Here is a 23,564-nt window from a genome sequence, read left to right as displayed (position 1 = left end):
CCCTCAGCCGCCCGTCGTGCCGGCGTTCGCGCCGCCGCTCGTGCCGGTTCCGGGGACCGGGGCGGACCTCCGGGCGGTCCCGCCGAGCGGACAGTCTTCGCTGGAGCGGCCGGCCAGTCGGCCGCCGGGCTGCTCCACGGTCACCTGGGCGCTCCCCAGGGCCGGGTCCTGGCGCAGCCGGGCGACGGCGACCGTGCAGGCCAGTTGGTCGACGGCCGTGTCGCTGAGGCTCCCGGCGCTCCGCGGCAGCCGGACGCTGACGCCAGTGCCGTCGGTGCGGATGGTGGGGGCCTCGGCGGCGGGCGGCAGTTCGGTGGTCAGCCCCCTCCCGCGCTCCTTGACGTCGGGCCCCTTGAACAGCATGAGCAGGGTGCTGCCGAGGTCGGTCGGGCCCGGCACCGTGCGGTCCACCGCGACCAGGGACCCGTCCTCGACGAAGTAGAGCGGGACCTTGACGAGGGGCACCGCCTCGGGCACGGACTCCGACGGCGCGGAGGTGACGTCCGGGTCCAGGACTCCGGTGGCCGGTTCGCCCGCCTCGACCACTCCGGTCTCGGGGATGCCGCACGCGGAGAGCGGGAGCAGTGCCGCGAGCAGCAGCGGGAAGGCGCGCGCGGACGGGTTCATGGGCGGTCCTCCTTCGCCGGGGGCGGCGTCCGGTCCTGCGCGGCGTCGGTCGGCAGCGGCAGGACGACCGTGAAGACGGCGCCGCCTTCCGGGTGGTTGGCCGCCCGGACGGTGCCGCCGTGCAGGCGTACGTTCTCCGTGGTGATGGCCAGGCCGAGGCCGCTGCCCTCGCTCCGGGCGCGGGCGCCGGCCGACTTGTAGAAGCGGTCGAACACGTGGGGCAGGACGCTCTCGGGGATGCCGTCCCCGCCGTCGCGGACCGTGACGGCGGCCTGCCTCCCGGCCCGGGGGTCGTCCTGGGCGCGCAGTTCCAGGCGGACCGGGGGCGCGCCGTGCCTGAGGGCGTTGGCGACGAGGTTCGCCACGATCACGTCGAGGCGGCGCGGGTCGACGCGGCCGCGCAGCGCGCCCGGTTCCGGCAGGCAGGTCTCCACGGTCTCCTGCCAGCCGCGGGAGGCGAGCGTGCGGCGCAGGGACTCGGCGAGATCGATCTCGTCCAGGTGCAGGGCGGCCGCGCCCGCGTCGAACCGGGAGACCTCCATCAGGTCGTCCACGAGCGCGGCGAGTTTCGTGGTCTCCGCGCTGATGAGGCGTACGGCCGTGGCGGTGTCCTCGTCGAGTCCGGCCGCGTCCTCGTCCAGCACGTCCGTGACCGCCGACATCGCCGCCAGCGGAGTGCGCAGTTCGTGGGAGACGTCCGCGGCGAAGCGCCGGGCGCCGGCCTCCATGCGCCGCAGCTCCGCCACCGAGCCCTCCAGCGCCGCGGCGGTCTCGTTGAAGGTCCGGGAGAGATCGGCGAGTTCGTCGGAGCCGTGCACCGCGAGCCGGGTGTCCAGCCGCCCCTCGGCGATGCTCCGGGTCGCCCGCCGCAGCGCGCCCGTACCGGACGCAGCACACCGCGGGCGGCCAGCAGCGCGATCAGGACGGCCAGGGCCAGGGCCGGTACGGTGGCCCGCTCGATGGCGGCGACCAGCGCGTCGACGTAGCCCTGCTCCTCCTGCTGGGGCACCGTGAGGTAGACCTCGAACCCGGAGGAGCGCCGCTCGGTGCTGTACTGGCCGGCGAAGGTGACGGGCATGCCGACGACCAGCGAGGAGTGGCCGTCGTGCGACACCCGCTGGAACACGGTGGCCCGGCGGGAGCGCACCGACTCGCGCATCGCGGGGGACAGTTCCCCGAACGCGTCCCCGGGGACGGACGTCGCGCTCGCCTCCCGGTAGGCGACCAGCACCCGCCACGGCTGGGACCGGCCGCCTCTGGACACGTCGTCGGCGAAGGACTCCAGGCCGGCCGCGTCGGGCGGGAACCGGTAGTTGGGGACGAGGGAGTTGACGCGGTGCCGGAAGTCCTCGATCACCATGTCCTGGCTCTGTTGCAGGATCCCGGTCCGTGCCTCACGGAAGGTCAGCGCGCCCGTGGTCACCGTGGCCACCACCGCGACGAGGGTGAAGGCCACCACCAGCCGCAGGCGCAGGCCTATCAGCGCCCGCAGCACCCGGGGAACTCTCACCGGGGCCCGAACCGGTAGCCGAAGCCGCGCACGGTGTGGACGTAACGCGGACTGCCCGGCGGCTCACCGATCTTGGACCGCAGTCGCTTGACACAGGCGTCCACGAGCCGCGCGTCCCCGTGGTAGTTGTGCTCCCACACGGCCTCCAGGAGCTGCTGGCGGCTGAACACCTGCCCGGCCGAGGCGGACAGGGTGAGCAGCAGCCGCAGTTCGGAGGGGCCGAGGGCGACGGGCCGTCCCTGGTGGGTGACGGTCAGTCCGGCCCGGTCGATGACCAGGTCGCCGTGGTGTTCGGTGCGCGGCGTGCCCTGGTCGTCCGCCGGGCCGCCCACGCGGCGCAGCACGGCGCGTATGCGTGCGTCCAGTACGCGGGCGCGGACCGGTTTGACGACGTAGTCGTCGGCCCCGGACTCCAGTCCCACGACGATGTCGGTGTCGTCGCCGCGGGCGGTGGCCATGATGATCGGCACCTGGTCGTGGGCGCGTATGCGGCGGCACACCTCCAGGCCGGACATGCCCGGCAGCATCAGGTCGAGGACCACGGCGTCGGGCCGGAACGACCGGAGCTGCTCCAGTCCGTCCTCGCCGGTCGCGGCCGCGGCGACCTCGTGCCCCTGCCGGCGCAGGGCCAGTCGCACGCCGTCCCGTACGGCGCGGTCGTCTTCGATGATCAGGACCCGTGGCATGGAGCTCAGTATGCGTGTGCACGGGAGGCGGACCGCGCGGGGGTGACGGCTGTTACACAGCGGTCCAAAAGCCGTCCACGGACGATCACACGCCCGCGGCACCCTTTGTGATCATGAACGAGCGCCGTCGACCGACTCCTCCACCGTCCCCCGCGACGGGCCGCCGACGCCGCCGCGGCCACTCCCGCCGACGCGGTGAACGCCCGCGCCTGCTGTGGGCGGGTCTCGCGGCCGGCACCGTCCTGGTGCTCGCCGGCGGGCTGGCCGTCAGGGGGACCACGCCCCGGGCCGGCGGCACGGAGGAGGCGCCGAAGGAGGAGTCCACGGCCGCACCGGCGAAGGACCGGCAGAAGGTGACCGAGACGGAGAAGGGGAGGGAGAAGAAGCAGGAGCGGGAGGACGGCAGGGGAAAGGACGAGAAAGGGAACGACGGGAAGCCGGACCCGGACTCGATACCCGCGTCCGGCCCGGGGACGTTCGCCACCGCGGGCGGCGGTGGCGACCGGGTCGGCGGGAGCGGGCGGACGCTGACGTACGTGGTGCAGGTCGAGGACGGCATCGGGATCCCGGCACCGGACGTCGCCGCCGAGGTGGAGCGCATCCTGGCCGACGAGCGGGGCTGGACGGCCGACGGGAAGGTGGGCTTTGGGCGGGTGTCCGGCGGCGCGTCCGACTTCCGGGTACGGCTCGCCACGGCGGGGACGGTGGACGACATATGCGGTCGCTACGGCCTGGACACCGGTGGCGAGGTCAACTGCAACGTGGGCCAGGACGTCATGGTCAACCTCAAACGGTGGCTGCTGGCCACGCGGTACTACGCGGACGACGTCGCGTCGTACCGGGCGCTGATCGTCAACCACGAGGTGGGGCACTTCCTCGGCCACGGCCACGAGGGCTGTCCCGGGGCCGGACGTCCGGCGCCGGTGATGATGCAGCAGATCAAGGGCCTGCACGGCTGCCGCACCAACGTCTGGCCCTACGACGCCGAGGGCCGCCCCCTCACGGGCCCGGCCGTCGGCTGACGTCGTCGCGACCGGCTTCCCGGCAGTCCGGGTTCTGGCAGGTGCCCGGGCCCCAGACCGGGACGTAGATCCCCAGGGTCTTGTGCCGGCGGATCTCGGCAGGGACACGGTGTCCGCAGGCCGGGCAGGTGTCCTCGTACATCGCGTCGACCTGCCGTGTGGCGGTCCGCGTCGTTCTCGTCCTCTGCGTCTGACCGTTCATGACGCCCACACCCACGCTCGGGAGAGCTTCCGCATACCTTCACCTCCACCTTACGGCGCCCCCGTGCCCCGCGGCCCACGACCGTCGGGGGCTCAGCGGTCCTCGGTCCCGGGGGCGGAGCGCATCGCCTCGGTGGGGACGCCGTTGGCCCTGGCCGCGTCGGCGAGTGCCTGGGCGGCGGCCTCCGCGGCCTGCGCGGTGTCGTTGGCCGCCTGGGCGGCACCGTCTTCCGACGACGGGCTCTCCCGGGTGGCCGGCGACTGCGGCAGCGCTTCGGTGAAGGCGCGGGACACTCCCTGGAGCGCGGAGGTGACCTCGCTGGGGATGACCCAGAACGTGCTGCCGGAGCCCTGCGCCAGCTGGGGCAGTACCTGGAGGTACTGGTAGGCGAGGAGCTTGGGGTCGGGGTCGTTGCGGTGCACGGCCTGGAAGACCTCGTCGATGGCCCGGGACTGCCCCTCCGCCTTGAGGATCTCGGCGGTGCGATTGCCCTCTGCGCGCAGCACGGCGGCCTGCTTGTCGCCCTCGGCGGTGAGGATCTGCGACTGGCGCTGGCCCTCCGCGCCGAGGATCGCGGCCCGCTTGTCCCGCTCGGCCCGCATCTGCTTCTGCATGGCGTCCTTGATGGACTGCGGCGGATCGATCGCCTTGATCTCCACCCGGTTCACCCGCAGCCCCCATTTCCCGGTGGCCTCGTCGAGCACCCCGCGCAACTGGCTGTTGATGGTGTCGCGGGAGGTGAGGGTCTTCTCCAGGTCCATGGATCCCACGACATTGCGCAGGGTGGTGACGGTGAGCTGCTCGACCGCCTGGAGGAAGTTCGCGATCTCGTAGAAGGCCGCGCGCGGGTCCGTCACCTGGAAATACAGCACGGTGTCGATCTCGACGACCAGGTTGTCCTCGGTGATGACCGGCTGGGGCTTGAAGGAGACCACCTGTTCCCGCAGGTCGATCACCGGATACACCCGGTCGATGTACGGGATGACCACGCTGAGGCCGGGTTTCAGAGTGCGGTGATAGCGGCCGAGCCGTTCGACGTTGCGGGCACGGGCCTGCGGCACGATGCGCACCGCACGCACCACGGTGAAAACAGCGAGAAGCGCGACGATCGCACCGGCGATGAGGAACGCCGAGGCTTCCATGGTCACTCCCGGGGATAGACGAATGCGGTGGTGCCGCTGATCTCCAGGACGTCGACGGTCGCACCCCGGGGAATCACCAGCGTCTCGTCGTAGGAACGGGCCGTCCATTCCTCACCGCCGATGCGGACCCGGCCCTCCCTCCCGGTCACGTCGGCGATGACGTAGGCCGCCTGGCCGACCAGGGCGTCCACTCCGAAACGCTGGGTCTGGGGCTGGACGAGGTGGCGCAGCGCGACGGGACGGAGAAAGAGGAGGGTGACCGCGGAGACGACCGTGAAAACGAGGAATTGAAAAGGCGTGGAAAGGCCGGCCGCCGCGGATCCGGACGTGATGAGCGCGGCCACTCCCAGCATTCCGAGCGCGGCGGTCAAGGTGAAGATCTCCGCCACGATCAGGACCGCCGAAATGATCAGCCAGATCAGCCACGGATCCATCACGCCCCCTTTCCGCTTTGGAATTATTTTACCGGCTTTCCAGGAAAGGTGACACGGCTCGTTCGGCACCGGACGAAGGCGTTTTTCCGGTGTCCGACGGGACCGGCACCGGTGCCGGGGCTGCTGGGGCGCCGGGGCCCCGGGGGGCGCAACTCGTTGCGCTATTGGTCTAGACAAGGGTCGTTGTGATGGTTGAGAGTCGAATGGGTCGTGCGTCCTCCCTCCCTCGGGACGCCCTCGGACCCAGCCCCGTGCTGCGCACCGTCCCCCACCGGCCGCCGGGTCCCGACCCGCGGCCGCCGCGCCAGAGAGGAGCACCACCGTTGGAAGCGCTGGAAAAACGCAGGGAGCACGTGATCGCGCTGTTCCGCATCGTCGTCGGCCTGCTGTTCGCCTGCCACGGAGCCGCCACCCTGTTCGACGTCCTGGGTGGCCCGCACGGAGCCGCGCCCGGCTTCGCCGCGTGGCCGGGCTGGTGGGCCGCCGTGGTGCAACTCGTCGGCGGCACACTGGTGCTGTGCGGCCTCGCCACCCGCACCGCCGCCCTCCTGTGCTCCGGGTCCATGGCGTACGCCTACTTCGTGGAGCACCAGCCCGACGGGCTCTTCCCGATCGAGAACGGCGGGGAGTCGGCGGCCATGTTCTGCTGGTCCTTCCTGCTGGTCGCCGCCGTCGGTCCGGGCCGCTGGAGCCTCGCCTCCCGTCTCCGCCCGCGACGGGGTGAGGACGGCGGGCGGGCCGACCGGACGCTGGACACGCCGACGTCCGCCTGAGTCCGCGGGACCGGCCACAACGGCGCGGCGGTCGGCCCGTCGGCCGCCGCGCCGCCGCCCGTCTAGTCCCGTCCGGCGAACATGTCGATCAGGCCGTACGGTGCGTCGTCGCCGAACATCAGCGCGTGCAGCCGGTTCGCGTCGGCGGCCTCCGCCTCACCCCGGGGGAACAGGTCACGTTCGTACGCGGCGAGCGCGGCCTCCACGTCACCGGGGTGTGCGGCGAGGGCCCGGCCGAGTTCGGCGCCGTCGTACATGGCCAGGTTGGCGCCTTCGCCGGACGGGGGCATGAGGTGGGCGGCGTCGCCGAGCAGGGTCACTCCGGGGACCCGCTCCCACCGGTGTCCGGCGGGGAGGGTGTGGAGCGGACGCAGGACCGGCGTGGTGTCGGCGTCGGTGATCAGCGCGGTCAACTCCGGTGCCCAACCGGCGAACTCCCGCGCCACCCGCGCCGCGCCCGTCGCCGCGGCGGGAGCGACGCCGTCGAACCACTCCCGCGGCTTGCGCAGGGCCACGTAGGCGTGCAGGGTCCCGCCGGTCTCCCGGTGGGCCTGGATCGCCTTCCCGGGCGCGAGGGCGAACATCGCCCCGTCGCCGACCGCCTTCGCGGTGGCCGGGTGCCTGACGTCGGCGTCGAACAGGTAGGTCTCGACGAACGACATGCCGACGTACTCGGGTACGGCGTCCGACAGCAGCGGCCGCACCGTGGACCACGCGCCGTCCGCGCCGACGAGCAGGCCCGTGACGACCCGGGTGCCGTCGGCGAACGCCACCTCGTGGCGGCCGTCGCCGAGGGAGCGGGCGGCCCGGACCTTGTGGCCCCAGCGGACGGTGCCGACCGGGAGTGAGTCGAGCAGCACCTGCCGCAGTTCGCCGCGCATCACCTCGGGGCGGTCACCGGTGCCGTCGTCGCCCTCCTCGTACAGGACCGTCCCGTCCGGGGCCAGGGCTCGGCTCGCCTGACGGCCCTCCAGGACGAGACCGCGGAACTCCTCGAACAGGCCCGCGGTCCGCAGGGCGGGCTGGCCGTTGTGGTCGTGTATGTCGAGCATCCCGCCCTGGGCGCGGGCCGTCGGGGAGGTCTCGGCCTCGTGGACCGTGACCGGGATTCCGTGGACGTGCAGGACGCGGGCGAGCGTGAGGCCGCCGAGGCCGGCGCCGACGATCGTGACGTGCGTGGTCATGGTGCGTACCTCCTGATCGCGGTCCCCGGGGCGGCGGAGCCGAGGAGACCTACCCAGCTGGAACGGTGTTCCAGCTCGTCCAGAGTGGAACGCCGTTCCAGTACCTGTCAAGCTGGAACAGCGTTCCAGGCCGTCTAGGATGTGGGGCATGGCAACCAGGTCGCGTCGTCCGGAACGGCGGCAGGAACCCCTCTCGCGGGAGCGCATCGTCGGGGCCGCCGTCGAGCTGCTGGACACCGTGGGCGAGCGCGGCCTCACCTTCCGCGCGCTGGCCGAGCGCCTGTCGACCGGCCCCGGGGCGATCTACTGGCACATCACGGGAAAGGCCGAACTGCTCGCCGCCGCCACGGACGCGGTGGTCGCCGCCGCCGTGAGCGCCGATCCAACCGGCACCACCGGCTCGCCCGAGGACGCCGTCCGTGCCGTGGCGCTCGGCCTGTTCGACGCGACCGAGGCGCACCCGTGGCTGGCCCCGCAGCTCGCGACGCAGTTGTCCCGCACCCCCGGGGGCACCGTGGCGCCGCGGATCTTCGAGAGCCTCGGCCGCCAGGTCCGGGCGATGGGCGTCCCCGAGGCCGACTGGTTCACGGCGTCCTCGGCCCTGATGCACTACATCCTCGGCGCCGCCGGCCAGAACGCCGCGAACTCCGCGAGCGCCGGCCCGTCGGGGCGCGACGTGGACCGGGACGAGTTCCTGGACACCGTCTCGACGGCGTGGGAAGGGCTGGACCCGGCCGAGTACCCGTTCACCCGCGCCGTGGCGGACCAGGTCCGCGGGCACGACGACCGCGAGCAGTTCCTCGCCGGGATCACCCTCGTCCTGGCGGGCATCACGGCACTCCACCGGCCCGGCCGGTAGCTCCGGGCCCGACCGCCCGCCGGCCGGGCGGCCTTTCGGCGTGTGCGCCGTCTCACGCAGCCCGCACCTGCCCACGTTGCGTGGGTCACTGCGCAAATGCCCCTTTCGCCGCCATCCTCGAAGTGCGAGGCGCCGCGCCGAAGTCGCGTGTGCCGCCGCCGACTTGGCCGCGACGCGGTCAAGTGAGCCATGTCACGGCGCTGGTGACGCCCCCTCCTCCCCCCTCGCCCTTCCCCCACCAGCTCCCCGCTCCCCCGCTCTCCCCTCACCGCAGAATCCGTAGAAAGGTGCCGATCGTGGCCGCTTACCTGTGCGCACCCGCCGTGATACACGGCGAGCACTCTGTGAAGACCAGCGAGATCGTGGCGGAAGTGCGCGACCGGCACCCGGACGCCGCGTGGGCGCCGCGGGTCGACGGCATCGCGGCCAGTACGGGCATCGAGACCCGCGGCTGGATGCTTCCCCTCAAGAGCGCCGTCGCGCCCGGCAACGGCGGCGCCCTGGGGGCCGCGGGCCTCGGGGCCGCCCGGCAGGCCCTGGTCCGCGAGGGGTTCGCCGAGCAGGACGCGGAGCGGGTGATCGCCGCGCTCGGGGCGGTGCCCGCGCCGCAGACCGTCCAGGAACGCACCGCCCCGGCCTGGGAGGCCGTGCAGTCCTACGGGGAACGCGCGGCGCGCGGGGCCCTGCAGATCGCCGGACTGGACGCCTCGGACGTCGACTGCCTGATCACCAGCAACTCCACCACCCCGGCCCTGCCCGGACTGGACGTCGCCCTGGCCAACCGGCTGCCACTGCGTGGCGACACCATGCTCCTGCCCGCCACCCAGTGGGCCTGCGTCGCCGGGACCCGTTCCCTGGCACTGGCGGCGGACCTCGTGGCGGCGGACCCCGACCGGGTGGTCCTGGTGGTGATCTCCGAGGCGCTGAGCACGACCTACCAGCCCGCGGACGACACCCTGGAGTCCCTGATCGTCCGGCTGCTGTTCGCGGACACCGCGGTCGCCGCGGTGGTCACGGGCCGCCCGAGGCCCGAGTCGGTGCTCCGGCTCGACGCCGCCTGGCACCACACCCTGCCGGGCACGCAGGACCTCCACCGCCTGGAGACGCGGGCGGACGGCACCCACTTCGTCATGGACCGGCGCGGGCCGCGGGCGGTGCAGGAGACGGTCACCGCGATGTGGGAGTGGCTCCGCGTCCGTTACGAGGACGACCCCGCCTCCTGGCACCCCGACGTCCTGCTCGCCCATCCCGGCGGGACCCGCGTGCTGGAGTACATGGAGCAGACGATGCCCGACGCGTGGCCCGCGGGGCTCCTGGAGTACAGCCGGGACAGCTACACCACCGGCAACCGCGGAGGCGCCGCCGTCTTCGACATCCTGCGCCGGGCGCACGACGCCGGGCAGAAGGCGGGCAGCCGTGCCGTCCTCTACGCGGCCGCCCCCGGCCTCACGGCCACCGCCCTGGAAGGCGAGTGGCTCTAGGACCCGGTCACTTTCCGTGGTCACCGCGCGGTCCGCTGATGTGGGCGAAGCACGCGCCGGTGTTATTGAATGGGGTGTGCGGTCGGGATCCTCGGGGGCTCTTCCGCACGGGTTCGAGTACGGCCCCGGCACTGTGCCGGGGTTGGCGAGCGAGCTGAGGGAGCCGCATGGACTCCACACCCTCCCCTTCGTCCTCGTCGCCGTTCGGCCTGGTCAGCAGCGCTCTGGGGCGGTACATCCCGCGTGGCGGAGCGGCGGCGGCCGGTTCCGCCGAGTCGCCGGGGCACCCCGGCGACAATCAACCGGAGCACGACCATCCGGCCGTGGGCCGGCCGGAGCAGATCCTCGGCGCGGTCAATCTGGACCGTGAGCTGAGAGTCACCCACCGCAATCTCGAAGCCCCCGTCTTCGCGGGGCTGGACGCCGTGATCGGGCGCCCGTTCGTCGACCTCCTGCCCCGGGGTGACGTGCCGACGGTCACCCGGCGATTGCGCCAGGTCCTCGAAACCGGCGAGGCACACGTGGCCCGGGTCCAGCGGCTGCGTCGCCGCGACGGTTCGGAGCTGGTGGTCTCGATGAGCATCCTGCCCGCGGCGGCACCCCAGGAGGGCCTGACCGTCTCCGTGATCGCCATGGCCAGGAGGCTCCATCTGTACGCCGCCGAGACCGCGATCGGCACCTCGCTGGACATCGGCGAGACGGCGCAGTCGCTGGCGGAGTCCCTGCTGGCGTGGGGGGACGTGGCCGCCGTCGATCTCGACTTCGCCGTCTGGACGGGCGAGCGGGTCACCGAGCGGGCGCAGCGCCGCATCCGGCTGCGGCGGGCGGCCCTGGTGCCGGAGCGGGCGTGGCCCGAGGGCTATGTGACCCTCGGCGAGGATCTCCCCAGTGACGCGGGCCGCCTGCTGTCGCAGGCGACCATGCGCGCCGACGCCCCGCAGTCCATCGTCCTGCCCGACCGGGAGGCGATCGAGCGGGTGCTCGGCAGCCCTCGGCTGGTGCGTGCCCTGGTGCCCGGGGACCGTTCGGCGGGTGTGGCGTGCGTGCCGCTGGTCCTGGAGGGCGATCCGCCCGTCGTGCTGGGCGTGGCCGAGGTCTGGCGGCGGGCGGACCGGCCCTTCGTCGACAGCGAGCTGCTCGACCTCCAGGAACTGGTGGCCCGAACCTCCCACCACGTGGACCTGGCCCGCCAGCACCAGCGCGAGCACACCCAGGTGCTGGCCCTGCAACGCCGGCTGCTGCCCCGCTCCGGCGGCGGAACCGTCCAGACCGCCAGCGTCTACCAGCCCACCACCCCCGACAGCGCGGGCGTCGGCGGTGACTGGGTGAACAGCTTTCCGCTGCCGGACGGCCGTACCGCGCTGGTCGTCGGCGATGTCGTCGGGCACGGCCTGGGAGCGGCGGCGACCATGGGCCAGCTGAGCATGGAGGCCCGCGCGCTGCTCTCCGCCGGCCTGGCACCCGACGAGGTGCTGGAGCACCTGGACGACACCGTGACGCTGCTGGACGACTCGGAGTCCGGACTGGCGGCCGGTTACAGCGCCCTCGGCTCGACCTGCTGCATCGCCGTCTACGACCCCGTCAGCCACCGGGTGGCGCTGTCCAGCGCGGGCCACCTGCCTCCGATCCTGGTGACGCCGGACGGACGCGCCGGTCCCCTCCCGGTCCGCCCGCATCCCGGCCTGGGCGCCGAGTTCGCGCTGCGCGAGCCGTTCGGCGTGCACACGTTCACCGCACCCCCGGGTTCCCTGCTCGCCCTCTACACCGACGGCCTGGTCGAGGACCCGGCCGTGCCGATCGACGAGGGCATCGGCAGGCTGGCGGACGCCGTGTCCGCGGTGCACCCCTGGGACACGCTTCAGCAGGCCGCGCGGCGGGTGGTCGCGGAGGTGATGCCGACGCGCCAGCGCGACGACGTGACCCTGCTGCTCGCCCGCATGATCGGCTACCGCAAGGGGGACACCGCGACCTGGCGGCTGCCGGCCCGCGAGGACGCGGCGGCGCGGGCCCGTGCAATGGTCTCCGCGCTGCTGCGGCAGTGGCACACCAAGGACGGCACCCGGGAGAGCGTGCTGCTCCTGGTCAGCGAGCTGGTGACCAACGCGGTGCGGTTCGCCGGCGGCCCCGTCACGGTACGGCTGATCAGGGCCGGCCCCGGCCTGCTGTGCGAGGTCGGCGACACGGGCAACGGCAGACCGCGGCTGGGCCGGGGCGGACTCCTGGACGACGGGGGCCGGGGCCTGCACGTCGTGCACCGGCTCACCCGCCGGTGGGGAGTGCGCTGGACGGACACCGGCAAGGTGGTCTGGGCCGAGGTCGTGCGCTGACGCGCGCGGACCGTGGTGCCGCCGCTTTCGCGGGGTCGGCCGAGGGAACCGGGGCGCGGGGGGCCGACGTCCGTGTCAGCACAAGATCGCCGGCACGCCCGAGGAGTCGAAGATGACCGGCACGGCCACCCGCTACCTCTACCTCGCGCGGCACGGCGAGGCCTCACCGGACGAGAGCACGCTCACGGAGGCCGGCCGGCGCCAGGCCACCCTGCTCGGCCGGCGCCTGCGCGACGTTCCCCTGACCGCCGTCCACCACGGTCCCCTGCCGCGGGCGCAGGAGACCGCGCGCCTGGTCGCGGACGAACTGGAGGGTGTCACGCCGCGCGTTTCGGAGAGCGCCGGTGACTACGTGCCCCACATACCGGAACGGGCGGAGCTCCCAGCCGAGTCGGCGGACCACTACCTCGGCTTCCTCGCCGGTGCCACGGACGAGGAACGCCGGCACGGTCCCGAGCTCGCCCGTCAGGCGCTGCGTCGTTTCACGGGGGCCGTTACGGACGGCGCCGAGGACCGGCACGAACTCGTCGTCACCCACAACTTCCTCATCGCCTGGCTCGTCCGCGACGCCATGCACGCACCGAAGTGGCGGTGGCTCGGCCTCGACCACGGCAACGCGGCGCTCACCGTCATCCGCTACGCGCCCGGCCGAGCGGCCTCCGTCCTCCTCTCCAACGACATGCGGCACCTGCCCGCCGAGCTTCGCTGGACGGGCTTTTCCTCGGCGCCGCACGTCTGAGGGCCCGGCAGCGGTCAGCCGGCCGTGGAGCGTTCCGTCTCCGGGGCGGCTTTACGGGTGGCGGCCCAGGAAGCCAGGAGGCGCAGGCCCTCTTCGGAGGCCGAGCCGGGTTCGGCGGTGTAGACGGTGAGCGTGAGCCGGGCGCGGCGGCCGGCTCCAGGCCCTCGAAGGCGAGGGTGAGGTCGCCGACGGCGTGGTGGTGGAGACGCAGCCGCACGGCATCGCCCGCCGTGACGACGTGACCGTACGCACCACCCGCACCACCTGGATCGCCCGTCGCCCGTGACCCGCGGGGCGCAGGATCCGGGTGGACACCGGTCCGTCCGCTCCGGGGGCGACCCGATACAGTGCGCGGGACCGCAGCCCGGTGAAGGAGGGGGAAGCGTGACCGACACCAGCGGCACCCGGCCCGCCGAGGGCGAGGTGCGAACGCCGCGGCAGAGCCGGCTGCACCGCCTGATGCGCTACGTCCCCCTGCTCGCCCCCGTCCTGCTGTGGGCCGTGCCCTGCTGGGTGCTGCTGCACGCCGGCCAGCACTGGCCGCTGCCCGTCACCCTGGCCGGCACCGCCCTGTTCGCCCTCGGCCTCGTGGGCATGCCGCTCGCGATGGTGCGCGGCCACGGCCGACGGCAGCAGGACCGGGCGGCGATCATCGGTGACACGCTGCTGGGCACCAGCTGGGTCCTGTTCACCTGGTCCGTCCTGCTCGGCGTCCTCCTGCGTCTCGTCCTGGCCGTGGCCGACGTGGGTGCGGGTCAGGACCGGGCCCGGATCGTCACCTGGGCCGTCCTCGGCGTGACCGCCGTACTGCTCACCTGGGGGTACGCCGAGGCTCGCCGGGTGCCACGCGTGCGCCGGCTCGACGTACGGCTCCCCCGGCTGGGTGCGGGGTTGGACGGCCTCCGGGTGGTCCTCGTCACGGACACCCACTACGGTCCGCTGGACCGCGCCCGCTGGTCGGCACGGGTGTGCGAGACGGTGAACTCCCTGGAGGCCGACCTGGTCTGCCACACCGGCGACATCGCGGACGGCACGGCCGAACGACGCCGTGCCCAGGCCGCCCCCCTCGGTACCGTCCGGGCCACCCATGCCCGGGTGTACGTCACCGGCAACCACGAGTACTACAGCGAGGCCCAGGGCTGGGTCGACCTGATGGACGAGCTGGGCTGGCAGCCGCTGCGCAACCGCCATGTGCTGCTCGAACGCGGAGGCGACACCCTCGTGGTGGCCGGCGTGGACGACGTCACCGCCGCATCCTCCGGTCTGGCGGGTCACCGCGCCCACCTCGCCGGAGCCCTCACCGGCGCCGACCCCGCCCTGCCCGTCCTGCTCCTGGCGCATCAGCCCGCGTTCGTCGACCGGGCGGCAGCCGCCGGCGTCGACCTCCAGCTCTCCGGCCACACCCACGGCGGCCAGATCTGGCCCTTCCACCACCTGGTCCGCCTCGACCAGCCCGCCCTCGCCGGCCTGAGCCGCCACGGCGCCCGCACCCTCCTCTACACCAGCCGCGGCACCGGCTTCTGGGGTCCCCCGTTCCGCGTCTTCGCCCCCAGCGAGATCACCCTGCTCGTCCTGCGCAGCCCGCAGTCGGCCACCTCGCCGTAGTACGCGGCGGTCCGGCACCTCCACGCGGAGCGTCCGACCACCCCGACACGGCCAGGACGGGGGCGCGCCCACCCCCTGCCCGCGTGACCTTCGCTGCCGCAAGGCCGATACGTCCGGCCCGTGCTCGCAGGCACTTGGTCAGCGGACTCCCGGCATGAGTCAGGAGACATGTCCTTGGCGACCCGGCCCGGCCGCAGGATGGGCAGCTTCTTGTCCGTGCCCGGGCCAAGGAGCCGACGCCGATCAAGTCACCGTTCTACTGCCCCGTGGCCGTGTGGAGTGCTGTTGCCAGTGCCGTGGCAAAGGTGAGCGTGGCAGCGAAGGCGACCGCTGCCCGAGTGATCGCCGCTGGATAGGAAGCGTGGTCACGGCGGGCGAGGTAGCCGGCCGCCGCTGCCACCAGTGTGCCGGTCAAGAGCGCTACCAGGCAGGTCAGGACGATGACGGAACCGTGGCTGGACATGTGTTGGCCTTCCCCGTGCTTCGGTACGAGTGTTGTCGTGGCAGTGACCTTGCGGAAGACCGTGTTCGCCATGGTGCGGTGGGCGAAGATGAACACGGACGAACACATGGGGTTGTCCAGGGGGAGACTTGGAAGAGGTGCGCGACGCAGCGGCCCTGAGGGAGTTGCGGTCCCGGCTCGAGTCGGGACGGATAGCTCGAGGGCTCAACCAGACCGAACTCGCCCACGTCGCGGGGCTGGGTCGCACCACGGTCAGCCGAGCTCTCAGCCCGGGGGCGCCGGGGCCCTCGGCGGACACGGTCGGGGCCTTGGCCCGTGCCTTGCGCCTGGACACGGATACTCTCCTGGAACTGCTGGAGACGGCCTGCGGGCGCGGTCGAGCCGCAGGCGACAGGGGAGCGCCGGGCACCACGATCCGCCTGTGGGACCCCCACGACTTGGAGGTGCACTACGCCGTCGAGGCGCCCGTCACGTCCTCCGGTTCCAACGGCTCACGGGAGGGAGGTCGACGGGGGCGCGCCGGGAGGCTGCCGGCGTACGTACGCCGTCCTCATGACGAGCATCTCGCCACGGTTGTGGAGGCCGCGTGCGAGGGTCACAGCGGCATGGCCGTACTGGTGGGGCCTTCCTCGACGGGCAAGACGCGCGCCTGCTGGGAGGCGATTCAACCGCTGACCGCTTACGGATGGCGGTTGTGGCATCCCTTCGACCCCACGCGCCCCGAAGCCGCGCTTGCCGATCTGCATCGGGTGGAACCCCAGACAGTGGTCTGGTTGAACGATGCCCAGCAGTACTTCGGGGGAGAGAACGGCGAGCGGGTCGCGGCCGCCCTTCACAGACTGCTCACCGACGTATCGCGCAGCCCCGTACTTGTGCTGGGAACGATGTGGCCCGAGTACCAGGACGACTACATGACCCTGCCGCGTCCCGGCGCGCCGGATGCGCATCCGCAGGTTCGCTCTCTGCTGGCTGGGCGCCTCATCACGCTGCCGGACCGGTTCGACCACATCGCCCTCAGCAAGGCCGAGGTCCTCGCGACGGCCGGTGACCGGCAGCTCGCCCACGCTCTGCACCACACGGACAGTGGCCGACTGACACAGTTCCTCGCGGGAGCACCGGAGTTGGTGCGCCGCTACGAGAAGGCAGGTCCGCCGGCCCGCGCCTTGCTCGATGTCGCCATAGACGCGCGACGTCTGGGCGCCGCAGTGCATCTGCCGGTCGGCTTCCTCGAACAGGCCGTGGAGGACTACCTCAACGACGACGAGTACGACGATCTGACCGACAACTGGCTGGACGAGGCATTCGCCGACGTGACCGTGCCCGTCCATGGCCGACTTGCTCCCCTGCGTCGCGTCCGCCCTCGCTCCTCCCAGAGACACGCCGGGACCATGACCGGCACTTCAGCTTGCTACCGACTTGCCGACTACCTGGAGCAACACGGGCGCCGGGGCCGTGCCCGCCTGTGCCCACCGAAGTCGTTCTGGCAGGCGGCACAGGGGCATCTCACCTCGGACAGCCTGCTCAACCTCGCGTGTGCCGCCAGGATCCGTCACCGGTTCGGCTGGGCCGAGCAACTCGCCCAACGGGCCGCAGACCAAGGCAGTGTCGACGCGTTGGCGGAACTCGCCGAGATCCGCCGGGCCGGCGGCGACTGGGGAGAAGCCGACCTGCTTCTCCGGCAAGCCGCGGAATCGGGAAGCATCACCGCTCTCATCCGGCTGGCCGTGGCACGTCACCGAGCCGGCCACATCTCGGAGGCAGAGGATCTCGCCCAGCAGGCCGCCGATGCGGGAGACCCCCAGGGGCTGGTGCAGCTGGCGGAGATCTGTGAGAACCAAGGGCTGCGAAGGGCGGCGGAAGAACTGGCCACCCGTGCTGCCGCCGCCGGGGACACGAGCTCGCTGGTCCGACTCGCTGAGATGAGACAACTGGCGGGGGCCGCACAGGGAGCCGAGCGGCTGGGTCAACTGGCCGCCAAGGCGGGCGACACCACGGCTCTCGTCCGGCTGGCAGTCATCCAGGAAGGCAAGGGCCCTGCAGCAAGCACCAATGCCATGCGCCTCTACCAGCTCGCGGGCCGGGTGGGGAATGCCAGCGCGCTCGCCCGGCTGGCGGCGACGAGGGAAGCAGCCGGTCGTCGAGAGGAGGCGGAGCAGTTCGCCCGCCGAGCCGCACGAGCAGGTCAGTCCTTCGCCCTGGTGCGGCTGGCCGAGATGCGCGAGGCAGCCGGCGCGCACGAGGATGCCGGGAGGCTGGCACAGCAGGCGATCGGCGCCGGTCACCGGTTCGCTCTGATTCGGATCGCGGCGCTCCGCGGGGCGGCGGGTGATGCAGAGGGGGCTGAGCGCCTGTTGCGGCAGGCCGACGAGGCAGGCATCCCCACAGCGGTGGCCCGATTGGCAGAGCTGCACGTGGACCGGGGAGATCTTCACGGGGCGGAGCGCCTCGCCAAGGAGGCGGCGGAGAAGAGCAATGCCAACGCCGCGGCACGGCTGGCCGATCTCAAGGAAGTGGCCGGGCATCGTGAGGAAGCCGAGGGGCTGGCGCGGCTTTCGGCTGACGCCGGCGACATCAGCGTCTTCGCGCGGCTGGCGGAGATGCGCGAACACGTCGGAAGCCATGAGGACGCCGTACGGCTCGCCCAGGAGGCTGCCGAGCGGGGATGTACCACCCCGCTGATGCGCTTGGCCGACATACGCGAAGCAAAGGGCGACCAAGAAGGGGCCGAGAACATGACCCGCCTCGCCGCCGACGCAGGGGACACGATGGCCATGGCACGCATGGCCATCATCCTGGAGCTCGCGGGAGACAAGCGCCGGGCCGGGCAACTCGCCCGCATCGCCGCGGACGCCGGCAACCCCAGCGCTCTGGCACGCCTGTCGGCATTACGTGGCTCCCCCGATGGCCCGGACCGAAGTGGCGCCGGTCGGTAGTTGGGCGCGGCTCTTCGGCGGGCGGGCAGGTCGGTTGATGACGAGACCAACTCCCGCGCTTTGGCCGTGTCTGCCAGATCGGTACTCCCTGGCCTCTTCAGACGTCGCCTCGCGTGACCTTCGCGGTCGCAAGGTCGATACTTCCCTTGCAGCACTCTTGTCGGCCCGTAGTCCGACTCGCCGCCAAAACCTGACGACGGGTCACCAAGGTCGGCGTCGAGTCAGCATCAGTACCGTCAGAACCCGCTCACCACCGCCACTTACCGCCGTCTACCGCCGTCCACCGCCGAGATCAGGAACCAACCTTCACCACCCTGACCAGCAGAAACACTGGTCAAACGCCTATCTGCTCATCAGCCTAGGAGACACCCGTGAAGATGCTCATCAACGTCCCCGAGACGGTCGTCGCGGACGCGTTGCGCGGTATGGCGGCCGCCCATCCCGAGTTGACCGTGGATGTCGAGAACAGGGTGATCGTGCGGCGGGACGCGCCCGTGTCGGGGCAGGTCGCCCTGGTGTCGGGGGGCGGTTCCGGGCACGAGCCGCTGCACGGCGGGTTCGTGGGCCCCGGGATGCTGTCGGCCGCCTGTCCGGGCGAGGTCTTCACCTCGCCGGTGCCGGACCAGATGGTGCGGGCCGCGGCGGCCGTGGACAGCGGGGCCGGGGTGCTCTTCGTGGTCAAGAACTACACCGGTGACGTGCTCAACTTCGACATGGCCGCCGAACTGGCCGAGGACGAGGGCATCCAGGTCGCGAAGGTGCTGGTCAACGACGACGTGGCGGTGACGGACAGCCTCTACACCGCCGGCCGGCGCGGTACCGGGGCGACCCTGTTCGTCGAGAAGATCGCCGGGGCGGCGGCGCGGGAGGGCAGGCCGCTGGAGCAGGTGGAGGCGATCGCCCGCCGGGTCAACGACAGCTCCCGCAGTTTCGGGGTGGCGCTCAGCGCCGTCACCACTCCGGCCAAGGGCAGCCCCACCTTCGACCTCCCCGCCGGTGAGCTGGAACTGGGCATCGGCATCCACGGGGAGCCCGGCCGGGAGCGGCGGCCCATGATGACGTCCGGCGAGATCGCCGAGGCCGCGGTGGACGCGGTGCTGACCGACCTCGGCCCGCGCAACCCCGTCCTGGTCCTGGTCAACGGCATGGGGGCGACGCCGCTGCTGGAGCTGTACGGCTTCAACGCCGAGGTGCAGCGCGTGCTGGGCGAGCGGGGCGTCGCGGTCGCACGCACCCTCGTCGGCAACTACGTCACCTCCCTCGACATGGCAGGCGCCTCGGTCACCCTGTGCGAGATCGACGAGGAACTGCTCGGACTGTGGGACGCGCCGGTCAGTACGCCGGGCCTGCGGTGGGGCATGTGACGGCGGGCCGGGGAAGAATCGCGACGTACCTACCAGGCAAGGAGATGCTGTGCTCGACGCCGACTTCTTCCGCCGCTGGATGACGGCGGCCACCGCGCTGGTCGACCGCGAGGCGGATCGGCTCACCGCCCTCGACTCACCCATCGGCGACGCCGACCACGGCAGCAATCTCCAGCGCGGGTTCAGGGCCGTGGCCGCCACGCTGGAGAAGGAGGCGCCCGGCACCCCCGGCGCCGTGCTGACCCTCGCCGGCCGACAGCTCATCTCCACGGTCGGCGGCGCCTCGGGGCCCCTGTACGGGACGCTGCTGCGCCGTACCGGCAAGGCGCTCGGGGACTCCCCCGAGGTGAGCGCGGAGCAGCTGGCCGAGGCGCTGCGCGCGGGTGTGGACGCCGTCCGGACGCTCGGCGGTGCCGCCCCGGGGGACAAGACGATGGTGGACGCCCTGGTGCCCGCCGTGGACGCCCTGGGCGACTCGTTCGCCGCGGCCGGCACGGCGGCCCTGGAGGGTGCCGAGGCGACCACGCCCCTACAGGCCCGCAAGGGCAGGGCGAGCTATCTGGGTGAGCGCAGTATCGGGCACCAGGACCCGGGGGCGACCTCGGCCGCCCTGCTCTTCGAGGCGCTGAAGGAGACGGCCGGTGAGTGACGAGAAGCTGGTGGGCGTCGTGCTGGTGTCCCACAGCGCCGAGGTCGCCGCGTCGGTGGCGGAGCTGGCGAAGGCCCTGTCGGGCGGTGCCGGGGCGGTGGCCGTCGCCCCGGCGGGCGGTACCGCGTCCGGGGAGTTCGGGACCAGTTCGGAACTGGTCGCGGCCGCCGCCGCGTCCGTGGACCGGGGCGCGGGCGTCGCCGTCCTCACCGATCTGGGCAGTGCCGTGCTCACCGTGAAGGCGCTGCTCGCCGAGGGCGACGAACTCCCGGAGAACACCCGTCTGGTGGACGCGCCGTTCGTGGAGGGCGCGGTGGCGGCGGTCGTCACGGCCTCGACGGGCGCCGACCTCGCGGCCGTGGAGGCGGCGGCCGCGGAGGCGTACTCCTACCGGAAGGTCTGACCAGGAGCTCTGGTCGGACGGTGTCGCCAGGCGGTCCAGTCGGACGGTGTCGCCAGGCGGTCCAGTCGGACGGTCCCGTTCGGCGGTCCGGTCGGGCGGTCCCGTCAGGCAGTCCGGACGGGCGGTCCCGTCAGGCAGTCCGGACACCGGGTCCACGGCGGCCGGCTCAGTCCCCGTCCACGAACCGCCGCGCCAGCCGCTCCCCCGCCTTCTCGGCGGCGGCCGTGTCCTCGATGGGCTCGACCTCGCTGCCCTTGAACACGATGTACGTGACGTCGGAGGCCACGCCGCCGCCCTCGGGATCCGCCGGGACGCCGAGGGACCGCGCGGCGGCGTAGGAGGCCTCGCCGATCAGCTCGCTCGGGCCGACGTCGCCGACGACCGCGTACCGCACCCGGTCCCCGTGGACGAGGGCGGCGAGCGACCCGCCGCGGACGTCGTCCTCGCGGTGGTCCCAGGTGTCGCTGGGCCCGGGCACGACGACGTAGGGCAGGCGTTCGGCGTCCAGCGGGCGCCCGTCGGACTGCGTGTAGGCGGTGGCGGGGCTGAAGTGCGGGTCGGTGCGGGCGTTGCAGCGGTCGCCGGGCCGCCCGTCGCAGTCGACGTCCAGGTCGGCCTTCCAGTACACGGCGTCCCGGGTGCCGCACACCGGGATGTCCGCCGGTGCCCCGGCGTCGGTGCGGTAGCGCCCGCGCGAGACGGGTCGGCAGTCGCGCACCCGGGCCAGTAGGTCGGCGGCGCGGACGGGCTGCCCGCTCCCCTCCCCCTGTGGACGGGCCCCGGCCCCCGCGTCCGGCCCGACCCGTGAGGGAGGTGCGGGCGGCCTTGCGGGGAGCCGGGGAACGGGGCCCAACCGGACTCCGGAGCGGTCCGCGCGCGGGGCCCCGGCCCGGTCCGGGACGCCGGGCAGCAGGATCCGTGCCGAGGGGGCGGGGCGCGTCGGGGGCGGAGCGGCGGGGAACGTCGTGGGGGCGATCAGGGCGGCGCTGGCCGCGACCAGTGTCAGCGACTGGACACGCACGATGGGGCCTCTCCTCGGGGACATGGACGGGCTTGTGGCCCCATGTGTCCCCGAATCGCTCACGCGACCACCTTTCGCAGGGCCAGACGGTGCACGCCCGCCGTCCGCTCCGCGCCCTCCAGGGGGCGCGACCGGGGGCGGGCGGGCGGGGCCTGTTCCGGCTCCGGCCCGCCCGGCCGCCCACTCCGGCGCGGGATGGCGACGACAGCGGTCCACGCGCCGTCGGCTCGAACTTCCCCGGGTGTGCCGGGAGTTCAGCCGTGAGGTGACTCAGCATACGTAACCCTTCCGGGTGCTCTTCACCCACGGCCCTCTTGATGTGATCGCGTCATTGGCCTCATATTGGTCCGGACCTTTACAGTCGTCGCCGCCGATGCCGGCGCCACCGGGAGGCAAAGCCGTGCGCGAGTCGTCCGTTCCCCCTCGCCCGGTTTGGTGCGCCCTGCTCTGCGGGGCGTTCCTCCTCCTGACGTCCTGCGGCTGGGGCTCGGCCGAGGACGGTGACGGCCGCGGTCTGCCCGCGGTGCCCATGGGCGTCACCGCGAAGGCCGGCAGCGCGACGACCGTGCACGTGATGTGGAACGCGGTCGACGACGTCGACGCCTACGAGGTGTATCGCGGCGGCACCCTGGTGAAGGAGGTGCCGGCGGGCGAGCGGATGGTGGACGTCACCCGGCTGCGCCCCTCGACGGCGTACGTCTTCACCGTGCGGGCGCGCGACGCCGACGGGCGGCTCGGGCCGCGCAGCCGACAGGTCCGGGCGACCACCCCCGCCGCGGTGGCCGACGACTCCGCTCCGAGCCGCCCGGGGGACGTCCGCGGCCGGGCCGCCGGCGGCCGGGCGGTCCAGCTCACCTGGTCCGCCGCCAAGGACGACCGCGGTGTGGTCTCGTACGACGTCTACCAGGGCGGCACGAAGGTGCACAGCGTCGGCGGCAACCAGACGGCGGCCGTGGTCACGGGGCTGCGGGCGGGCACCCGCTACTCCTTCACCGTGCGGGCGCGGGACGCCGCCGACAACGTCTCCCCCGCGGGCGCCGCCGTCCGGGTCACCACCCCGGGCACCGACGACGGGCACGCCACCGCGCCCACGGAGCTGCGCGCCGGCTCCCACCGGGCCGACGGGGCCTACTACCTCGACCTCTCCTGGGTCCCGCCGCACACGGAGACCCCGGTGACCGAGTACCAGATCCACCTGGACGGCCGTGCGGCGACCTCGCTGGTCTACGGCGCCGACGCGCCGCGCGAGCGCGCCGAGTACAGCTTCTACGCCGGGCGCGAGGCCGGGGTGACGCACCGGGTGCGGATCCGGGCGAGGCTGGCCGACGGCACCTGGGGCGGCTTCTCGGCGGAGCGGACGGTGACCACGGGAGCGGGCCGGTGACCTGATGCCCGGTCGGCTCCGGCCCGGGTCGGGGCCGCGTCACCTGGCCGGTCGCGCTCCGCATGCGGGCCCGGCCGGCGCCCTGTTGGCTGCCAGAGGGGGCACGGGCGTTCCCGATCCGGCGGCGCAAGGGATGTACCGCCGACCGTGCCGCCGGAGGGCAGTCCACATGCGCATCTCATCGCCACTCCTCCGCTCCGGTGCCACCGTGGCGGCCGCCGCCGTGCTGCCCGTCGCCCTGGCCGCCGGACCGGCCCTGGCGGGACCGGGGATCTCCGTGAGCACCACCGGGACCACGGTGTCGGTCACGACCACGGCCTGCGCCCAGCTCAACGGCAGTTGGGGCACCGCCTCGCTGCTCACCAGCAGCCAGCGGGACTTCGCCCAGGGGCGTCAGGTGGCGCTCTCCGGCAGCGGCTCGGGCCAGTCCGCGGCCTGGTCGGGGATCTCACCGGGCACCTACACGGTGATCGTCATGTGCTCGAACAACAGCACCGCCGGCACCCAGACGGTCATCGTCTCCTCGGCGCCCTCGCCCTCCCCCAGCCGCTCCGCCGCCCCCTCGCCGTCCGCGTCGCCGGGCGGCGTCATGGGCGGTCTGGGCGGGGCCGTCCAGGACTACGGCACGGCGACCCTGGTGGCGGGCGGCGCGCTGGTGGGGAGCGGCGTCATCGCCGCGGCCTGGTTCCTGCGCCGCCGCTCGAAGCCGTACCGGTTCTGAGCGGGGCGCAAGGGGCACGCAGGGCCGCCGGACCG

Annotated in this window: 20 protein-coding genes and 2 pseudogenes; 13 read left to right on the top strand and 9 right to left on the bottom strand. The window is 73.1% G+C overall.

Going from position 1 to position 23,564, the window contains the following annotated elements; genetic code table 11:
- Positions 1-3: 3 nt before the first annotated feature.
- From IE94_RS0112345 to IE94_RS0112335, 3 genes and pseudogenes are all read right to left on the bottom strand, one after another.
- Complete coding sequence (locus IE94_RS0112345; RefSeq protein ID WP_030182450.1) at positions 4-627, bottom strand: hypothetical protein; 624 nt, start codon at positions 625-627, stop codon at positions 4-6.
- A pseudogene (locus tag IE94_RS35425) lies at positions 624-2,122 on the bottom strand (ATP-binding protein). Before IE94_RS35425 ends, IE94_RS0112345 begins: the two are co-directional and overlap by 4 nt.
- Positions 2,123-2,133: 11 nt before the next feature.
- On the bottom strand, positions 2,134-2,823 hold the full coding sequence (locus IE94_RS0112335) for a response regulator transcription factor (RefSeq protein ID WP_030182449.1): 690 nt from the start codon (positions 2,821-2,823) through the stop codon (positions 2,134-2,136).
- A 113-nt stretch (positions 2,824-2,936) separates the two neighbouring features.
- On the opposite strand from IE94_RS0112335, the gene IE94_RS0112330 reads away from it, so the two are divergent.
- Positions 2,937-3,845, top strand: coding sequence for a DUF3152 domain-containing protein (locus tag IE94_RS0112330; protein WP_030182446.1), 909 nt, complete (start codon positions 2,937-2,939; stop codon positions 3,843-3,845).
- 294 nt (positions 3,846-4,139) lie between these two features.
- Here IE94_RS0112330 and IE94_RS0112320 read toward each other — a convergent pair whose 3' ends face one another.
- A complete protein-coding gene (locus IE94_RS0112320) occupies positions 4,140-5,189 on the bottom strand; it encodes an SPFH domain-containing protein (protein ID WP_037922397.1) in 1,050 nt (349 codons plus the stop codon).
- A 2-nt stretch (positions 5,190-5,191) separates the two neighbouring features.
- Complete coding sequence (locus IE94_RS0112315) at positions 5,192-5,623, bottom strand: NfeD family protein (protein WP_030182440.1); 432 nt, start codon at positions 5,621-5,623, stop codon at positions 5,192-5,194.
- A gap of 323 nt (positions 5,624-5,946) precedes the next feature.
- On the opposite strand from IE94_RS0112315, the gene IE94_RS0112310 reads away from it, so the two are divergent.
- Positions 5,947-6,396 (top strand): DoxX family protein, encoded by a 450-nt coding sequence (locus tag IE94_RS0112310; RefSeq protein WP_030182438.1) that lies wholly within the window; start codon positions 5,947-5,949, stop codon positions 6,394-6,396.
- Between the two features lie 62 nt (positions 6,397-6,458).
- On the opposite strand, the gene IE94_RS0112305 is transcribed toward IE94_RS0112310, so the two are convergent.
- Complete coding sequence (locus IE94_RS0112305) at positions 6,459-7,580, bottom strand: FAD-dependent oxidoreductase (protein ID WP_030182437.1); 1,122 nt, start codon at positions 7,578-7,580, stop codon at positions 6,459-6,461.
- 148 nt (positions 7,581-7,728) lie between these two features.
- On the opposite strand from IE94_RS0112305, the gene IE94_RS0112300 reads away from it, so the two are divergent.
- From IE94_RS0112300 to IE94_RS0112285, 4 genes are all read left to right on the top strand, one after another.
- Complete coding sequence (locus tag IE94_RS0112300; RefSeq protein WP_030182434.1) at positions 7,729-8,439, top strand: TetR/AcrR family transcriptional regulator; 711 nt, start codon at positions 7,729-7,731, stop codon at positions 8,437-8,439.
- A gap of 296 nt (positions 8,440-8,735) precedes the next feature.
- Complete coding sequence (locus IE94_RS0112295) at positions 8,736-9,920, top strand: beta-ketoacyl-[acyl-carrier-protein] synthase family protein (RefSeq protein WP_030182431.1); 1,185 nt, start codon at positions 8,736-8,738, stop codon at positions 9,918-9,920.
- A gap of 167 nt (positions 9,921-10,087) precedes the next feature.
- Positions 10,088-12,247 (top strand): SpoIIE family protein phosphatase, encoded by a 2,160-nt coding sequence (locus IE94_RS0112290; RefSeq protein ID WP_030182429.1) that lies wholly within the window; start codon positions 10,088-10,090, stop codon positions 12,245-12,247.
- Positions 12,248-12,359: 112 nt separating this feature from the next.
- Positions 12,360-12,986 carry a histidine phosphatase family protein gene (locus IE94_RS0112285; protein WP_030182427.1) on the top strand — a complete coding sequence of 209 codons (627 nt, stop codon included), beginning with the start codon at positions 12,360-12,362 and terminating at the stop codon, positions 12,984-12,986.
- A 14-nt stretch (positions 12,987-13,000) separates the two neighbouring features.
- Here the strand turns inward: IE94_RS0112285 and IE94_RS40990 are convergent.
- Positions 13,001-13,194: pseudogene (locus IE94_RS40990) on the bottom strand (MmyB family transcriptional regulator); the annotation flags it as partial.
- 176 nt (positions 13,195-13,370) lie between these two features.
- On the opposite strand from IE94_RS40990, the gene IE94_RS0112275 reads away from it, so the two are divergent.
- A complete protein-coding gene (locus tag IE94_RS0112275) occupies positions 13,371-14,591 on the top strand; it encodes a metallophosphoesterase (protein ID WP_030182425.1) in 1,221 nt (406 codons plus the stop codon).
- A gap of 256 nt (positions 14,592-14,847) precedes the next feature.
- Here the strand turns inward: IE94_RS0112275 and IE94_RS0112270 are convergent, their stop codons facing one another.
- Positions 14,848-15,150 carry a hypothetical protein gene (locus tag IE94_RS0112270; protein ID WP_245235221.1) on the bottom strand — a complete coding sequence of 101 codons (303 nt, stop codon included), beginning with the start codon at positions 15,148-15,150 and terminating at the stop codon, positions 14,848-14,850.
- A gap of 41 nt (positions 15,151-15,191) precedes the next feature.
- On the opposite strand from IE94_RS0112270, the gene IE94_RS0112265 reads away from it, so the two are divergent.
- The 4 genes from IE94_RS0112265 to IE94_RS0112250 all read left to right on the top strand — a co-directional run bounded on the left by IE94_RS0112265 (position 15,192) and on the right by IE94_RS0112250 (position 20,403).
- Positions 15,192-17,987, top strand: a complete 2,796-nt coding sequence (locus IE94_RS0112265) for a helix-turn-helix domain-containing protein (protein ID WP_245235225.1) — start codon at positions 15,192-15,194, stop codon at positions 17,985-17,987.
- A 371-nt stretch (positions 17,988-18,358) separates the two neighbouring features.
- On the top strand, positions 18,359-19,351 hold the full coding sequence (gene dhaK, locus IE94_RS0112260) for a dihydroxyacetone kinase subunit DhaK (protein WP_030182412.1): 993 nt from the start codon (positions 18,359-18,361) through the stop codon (positions 19,349-19,351).
- A gap of 49 nt (positions 19,352-19,400) precedes the next feature.
- Positions 19,401-20,000, top strand: coding sequence for a dihydroxyacetone kinase subunit DhaL (dhaL, locus tag IE94_RS0112255; RefSeq protein WP_030182409.1), 600 nt, complete (start codon positions 19,401-19,403; stop codon positions 19,998-20,000).
- Positions 19,993-20,403: a PTS-dependent dihydroxyacetone kinase phosphotransferase subunit DhaM gene (locus tag IE94_RS0112250; protein WP_030182406.1), complete on the top strand. Its 411-nt coding sequence runs from the start codon at positions 19,993-19,995 to the stop codon at positions 20,401-20,403. The genes dhaL and IE94_RS0112250 overlap by 8 nt, the downstream gene beginning before the upstream one ends.
- Positions 20,404-20,569: 166 nt before the next feature.
- Here IE94_RS0112250 and IE94_RS0112245 read toward each other — a convergent pair whose 3' ends face one another.
- On the bottom strand, positions 20,570-21,424 hold the full coding sequence (locus tag IE94_RS0112245; protein ID WP_030182404.1) for a glycoside hydrolase family 75 protein: 855 nt from the start codon (positions 21,422-21,424) through the stop codon (positions 20,570-20,572).
- A 400-nt stretch (positions 21,425-21,824) separates the two neighbouring features.
- Here IE94_RS0112245 and IE94_RS0112240 point away from each other — a divergent pair, with 400 nt between their 5' ends.
- On the top strand, positions 21,825-22,808 hold the full coding sequence (locus IE94_RS0112240; RefSeq protein WP_030182394.1) for a fibronectin type III domain-containing protein: 984 nt from the start codon (positions 21,825-21,827) through the stop codon (positions 22,806-22,808).
- Between the two features lie 169 nt (positions 22,809-22,977).
- Positions 22,978-23,529: a hypothetical protein gene (locus IE94_RS0112235; protein WP_030182388.1), complete on the top strand. Its 552-nt coding sequence runs from the start codon at positions 22,978-22,980 to the stop codon at positions 23,527-23,529.
- The last annotated feature ends 35 nt before the right edge of the window (positions 23,530-23,564 follow it).

It is taken from the genome of Streptomyces violaceorubidus (assembly GCF_000717995.1).
Taxonomy (GTDB): domain Bacteria; phylum Actinomycetota; class Actinomycetes; order Streptomycetales; family Streptomycetaceae; genus Streptomyces; species Streptomyces violaceorubidus.
This window is presented reverse-complemented; position numbering and strand designations above follow the sequence as displayed.

Bases quoted from the DNA above. Each gene is read 5' to 3' on its own strand.
- IE94_RS0112320 (WP_037922397.1), bottom strand. From the start codon at position 5,189: ATGGAAGCCTCGGCGTTCCTCATCGCCGGTGCGATCGTCGCGCTTCTC.
- IE94_RS0112305 (WP_030182437.1), bottom strand. From the start codon at position 7,580: ATGACCACGCACGTCACGATCGTCGGCGCCGGCCTCGGCGGCCTCACG.
- IE94_RS0112285 (WP_030182427.1), top strand. From the start codon at position 12,360: ATGACCGGCACGGCCACCCGCTACCTCTACCTCGCGCGGCACGGCGAG.
- IE94_RS0112290 (WP_030182429.1), top strand. From the start codon at position 10,088: ATGGACTCCACACCCTCCCCTTCGTCCTCGTCGCCGTTCGGCCTGGTC.
- IE94_RS0112330 (WP_030182446.1), top strand. From the start codon at position 2,937: ATGAACGAGCGCCGTCGACCGACTCCTCCACCGTCCCCCGCGACGGGC.
- IE94_RS0112235 (WP_030182388.1), top strand. From the start codon at position 22,978: ATGCGCATCTCATCGCCACTCCTCCGCTCCGGTGCCACCGTGGCGGCC.
- IE94_RS0112345 (WP_030182450.1), bottom strand. From the start codon at position 627: ATGAACCCGTCCGCGCGCGCCTTCCCGCTGCTGCTCGCGGCACTGCTC.
- IE94_RS0112335 (WP_030182449.1), bottom strand. From the start codon at position 2,823: ATGCCACGGGTCCTGATCATCGAAGACGACCGCGCCGTACGGGACGGC.
- IE94_RS0112300 (WP_030182434.1), top strand. From the start codon at position 7,729: ATGGCAACCAGGTCGCGTCGTCCGGAACGGCGGCAGGAACCCCTCTCG.
- IE94_RS0112315 (WP_030182440.1), bottom strand. From the start codon at position 5,623: ATGGATCCGTGGCTGATCTGGCTGATCATTTCGGCGGTCCTGATCGTG.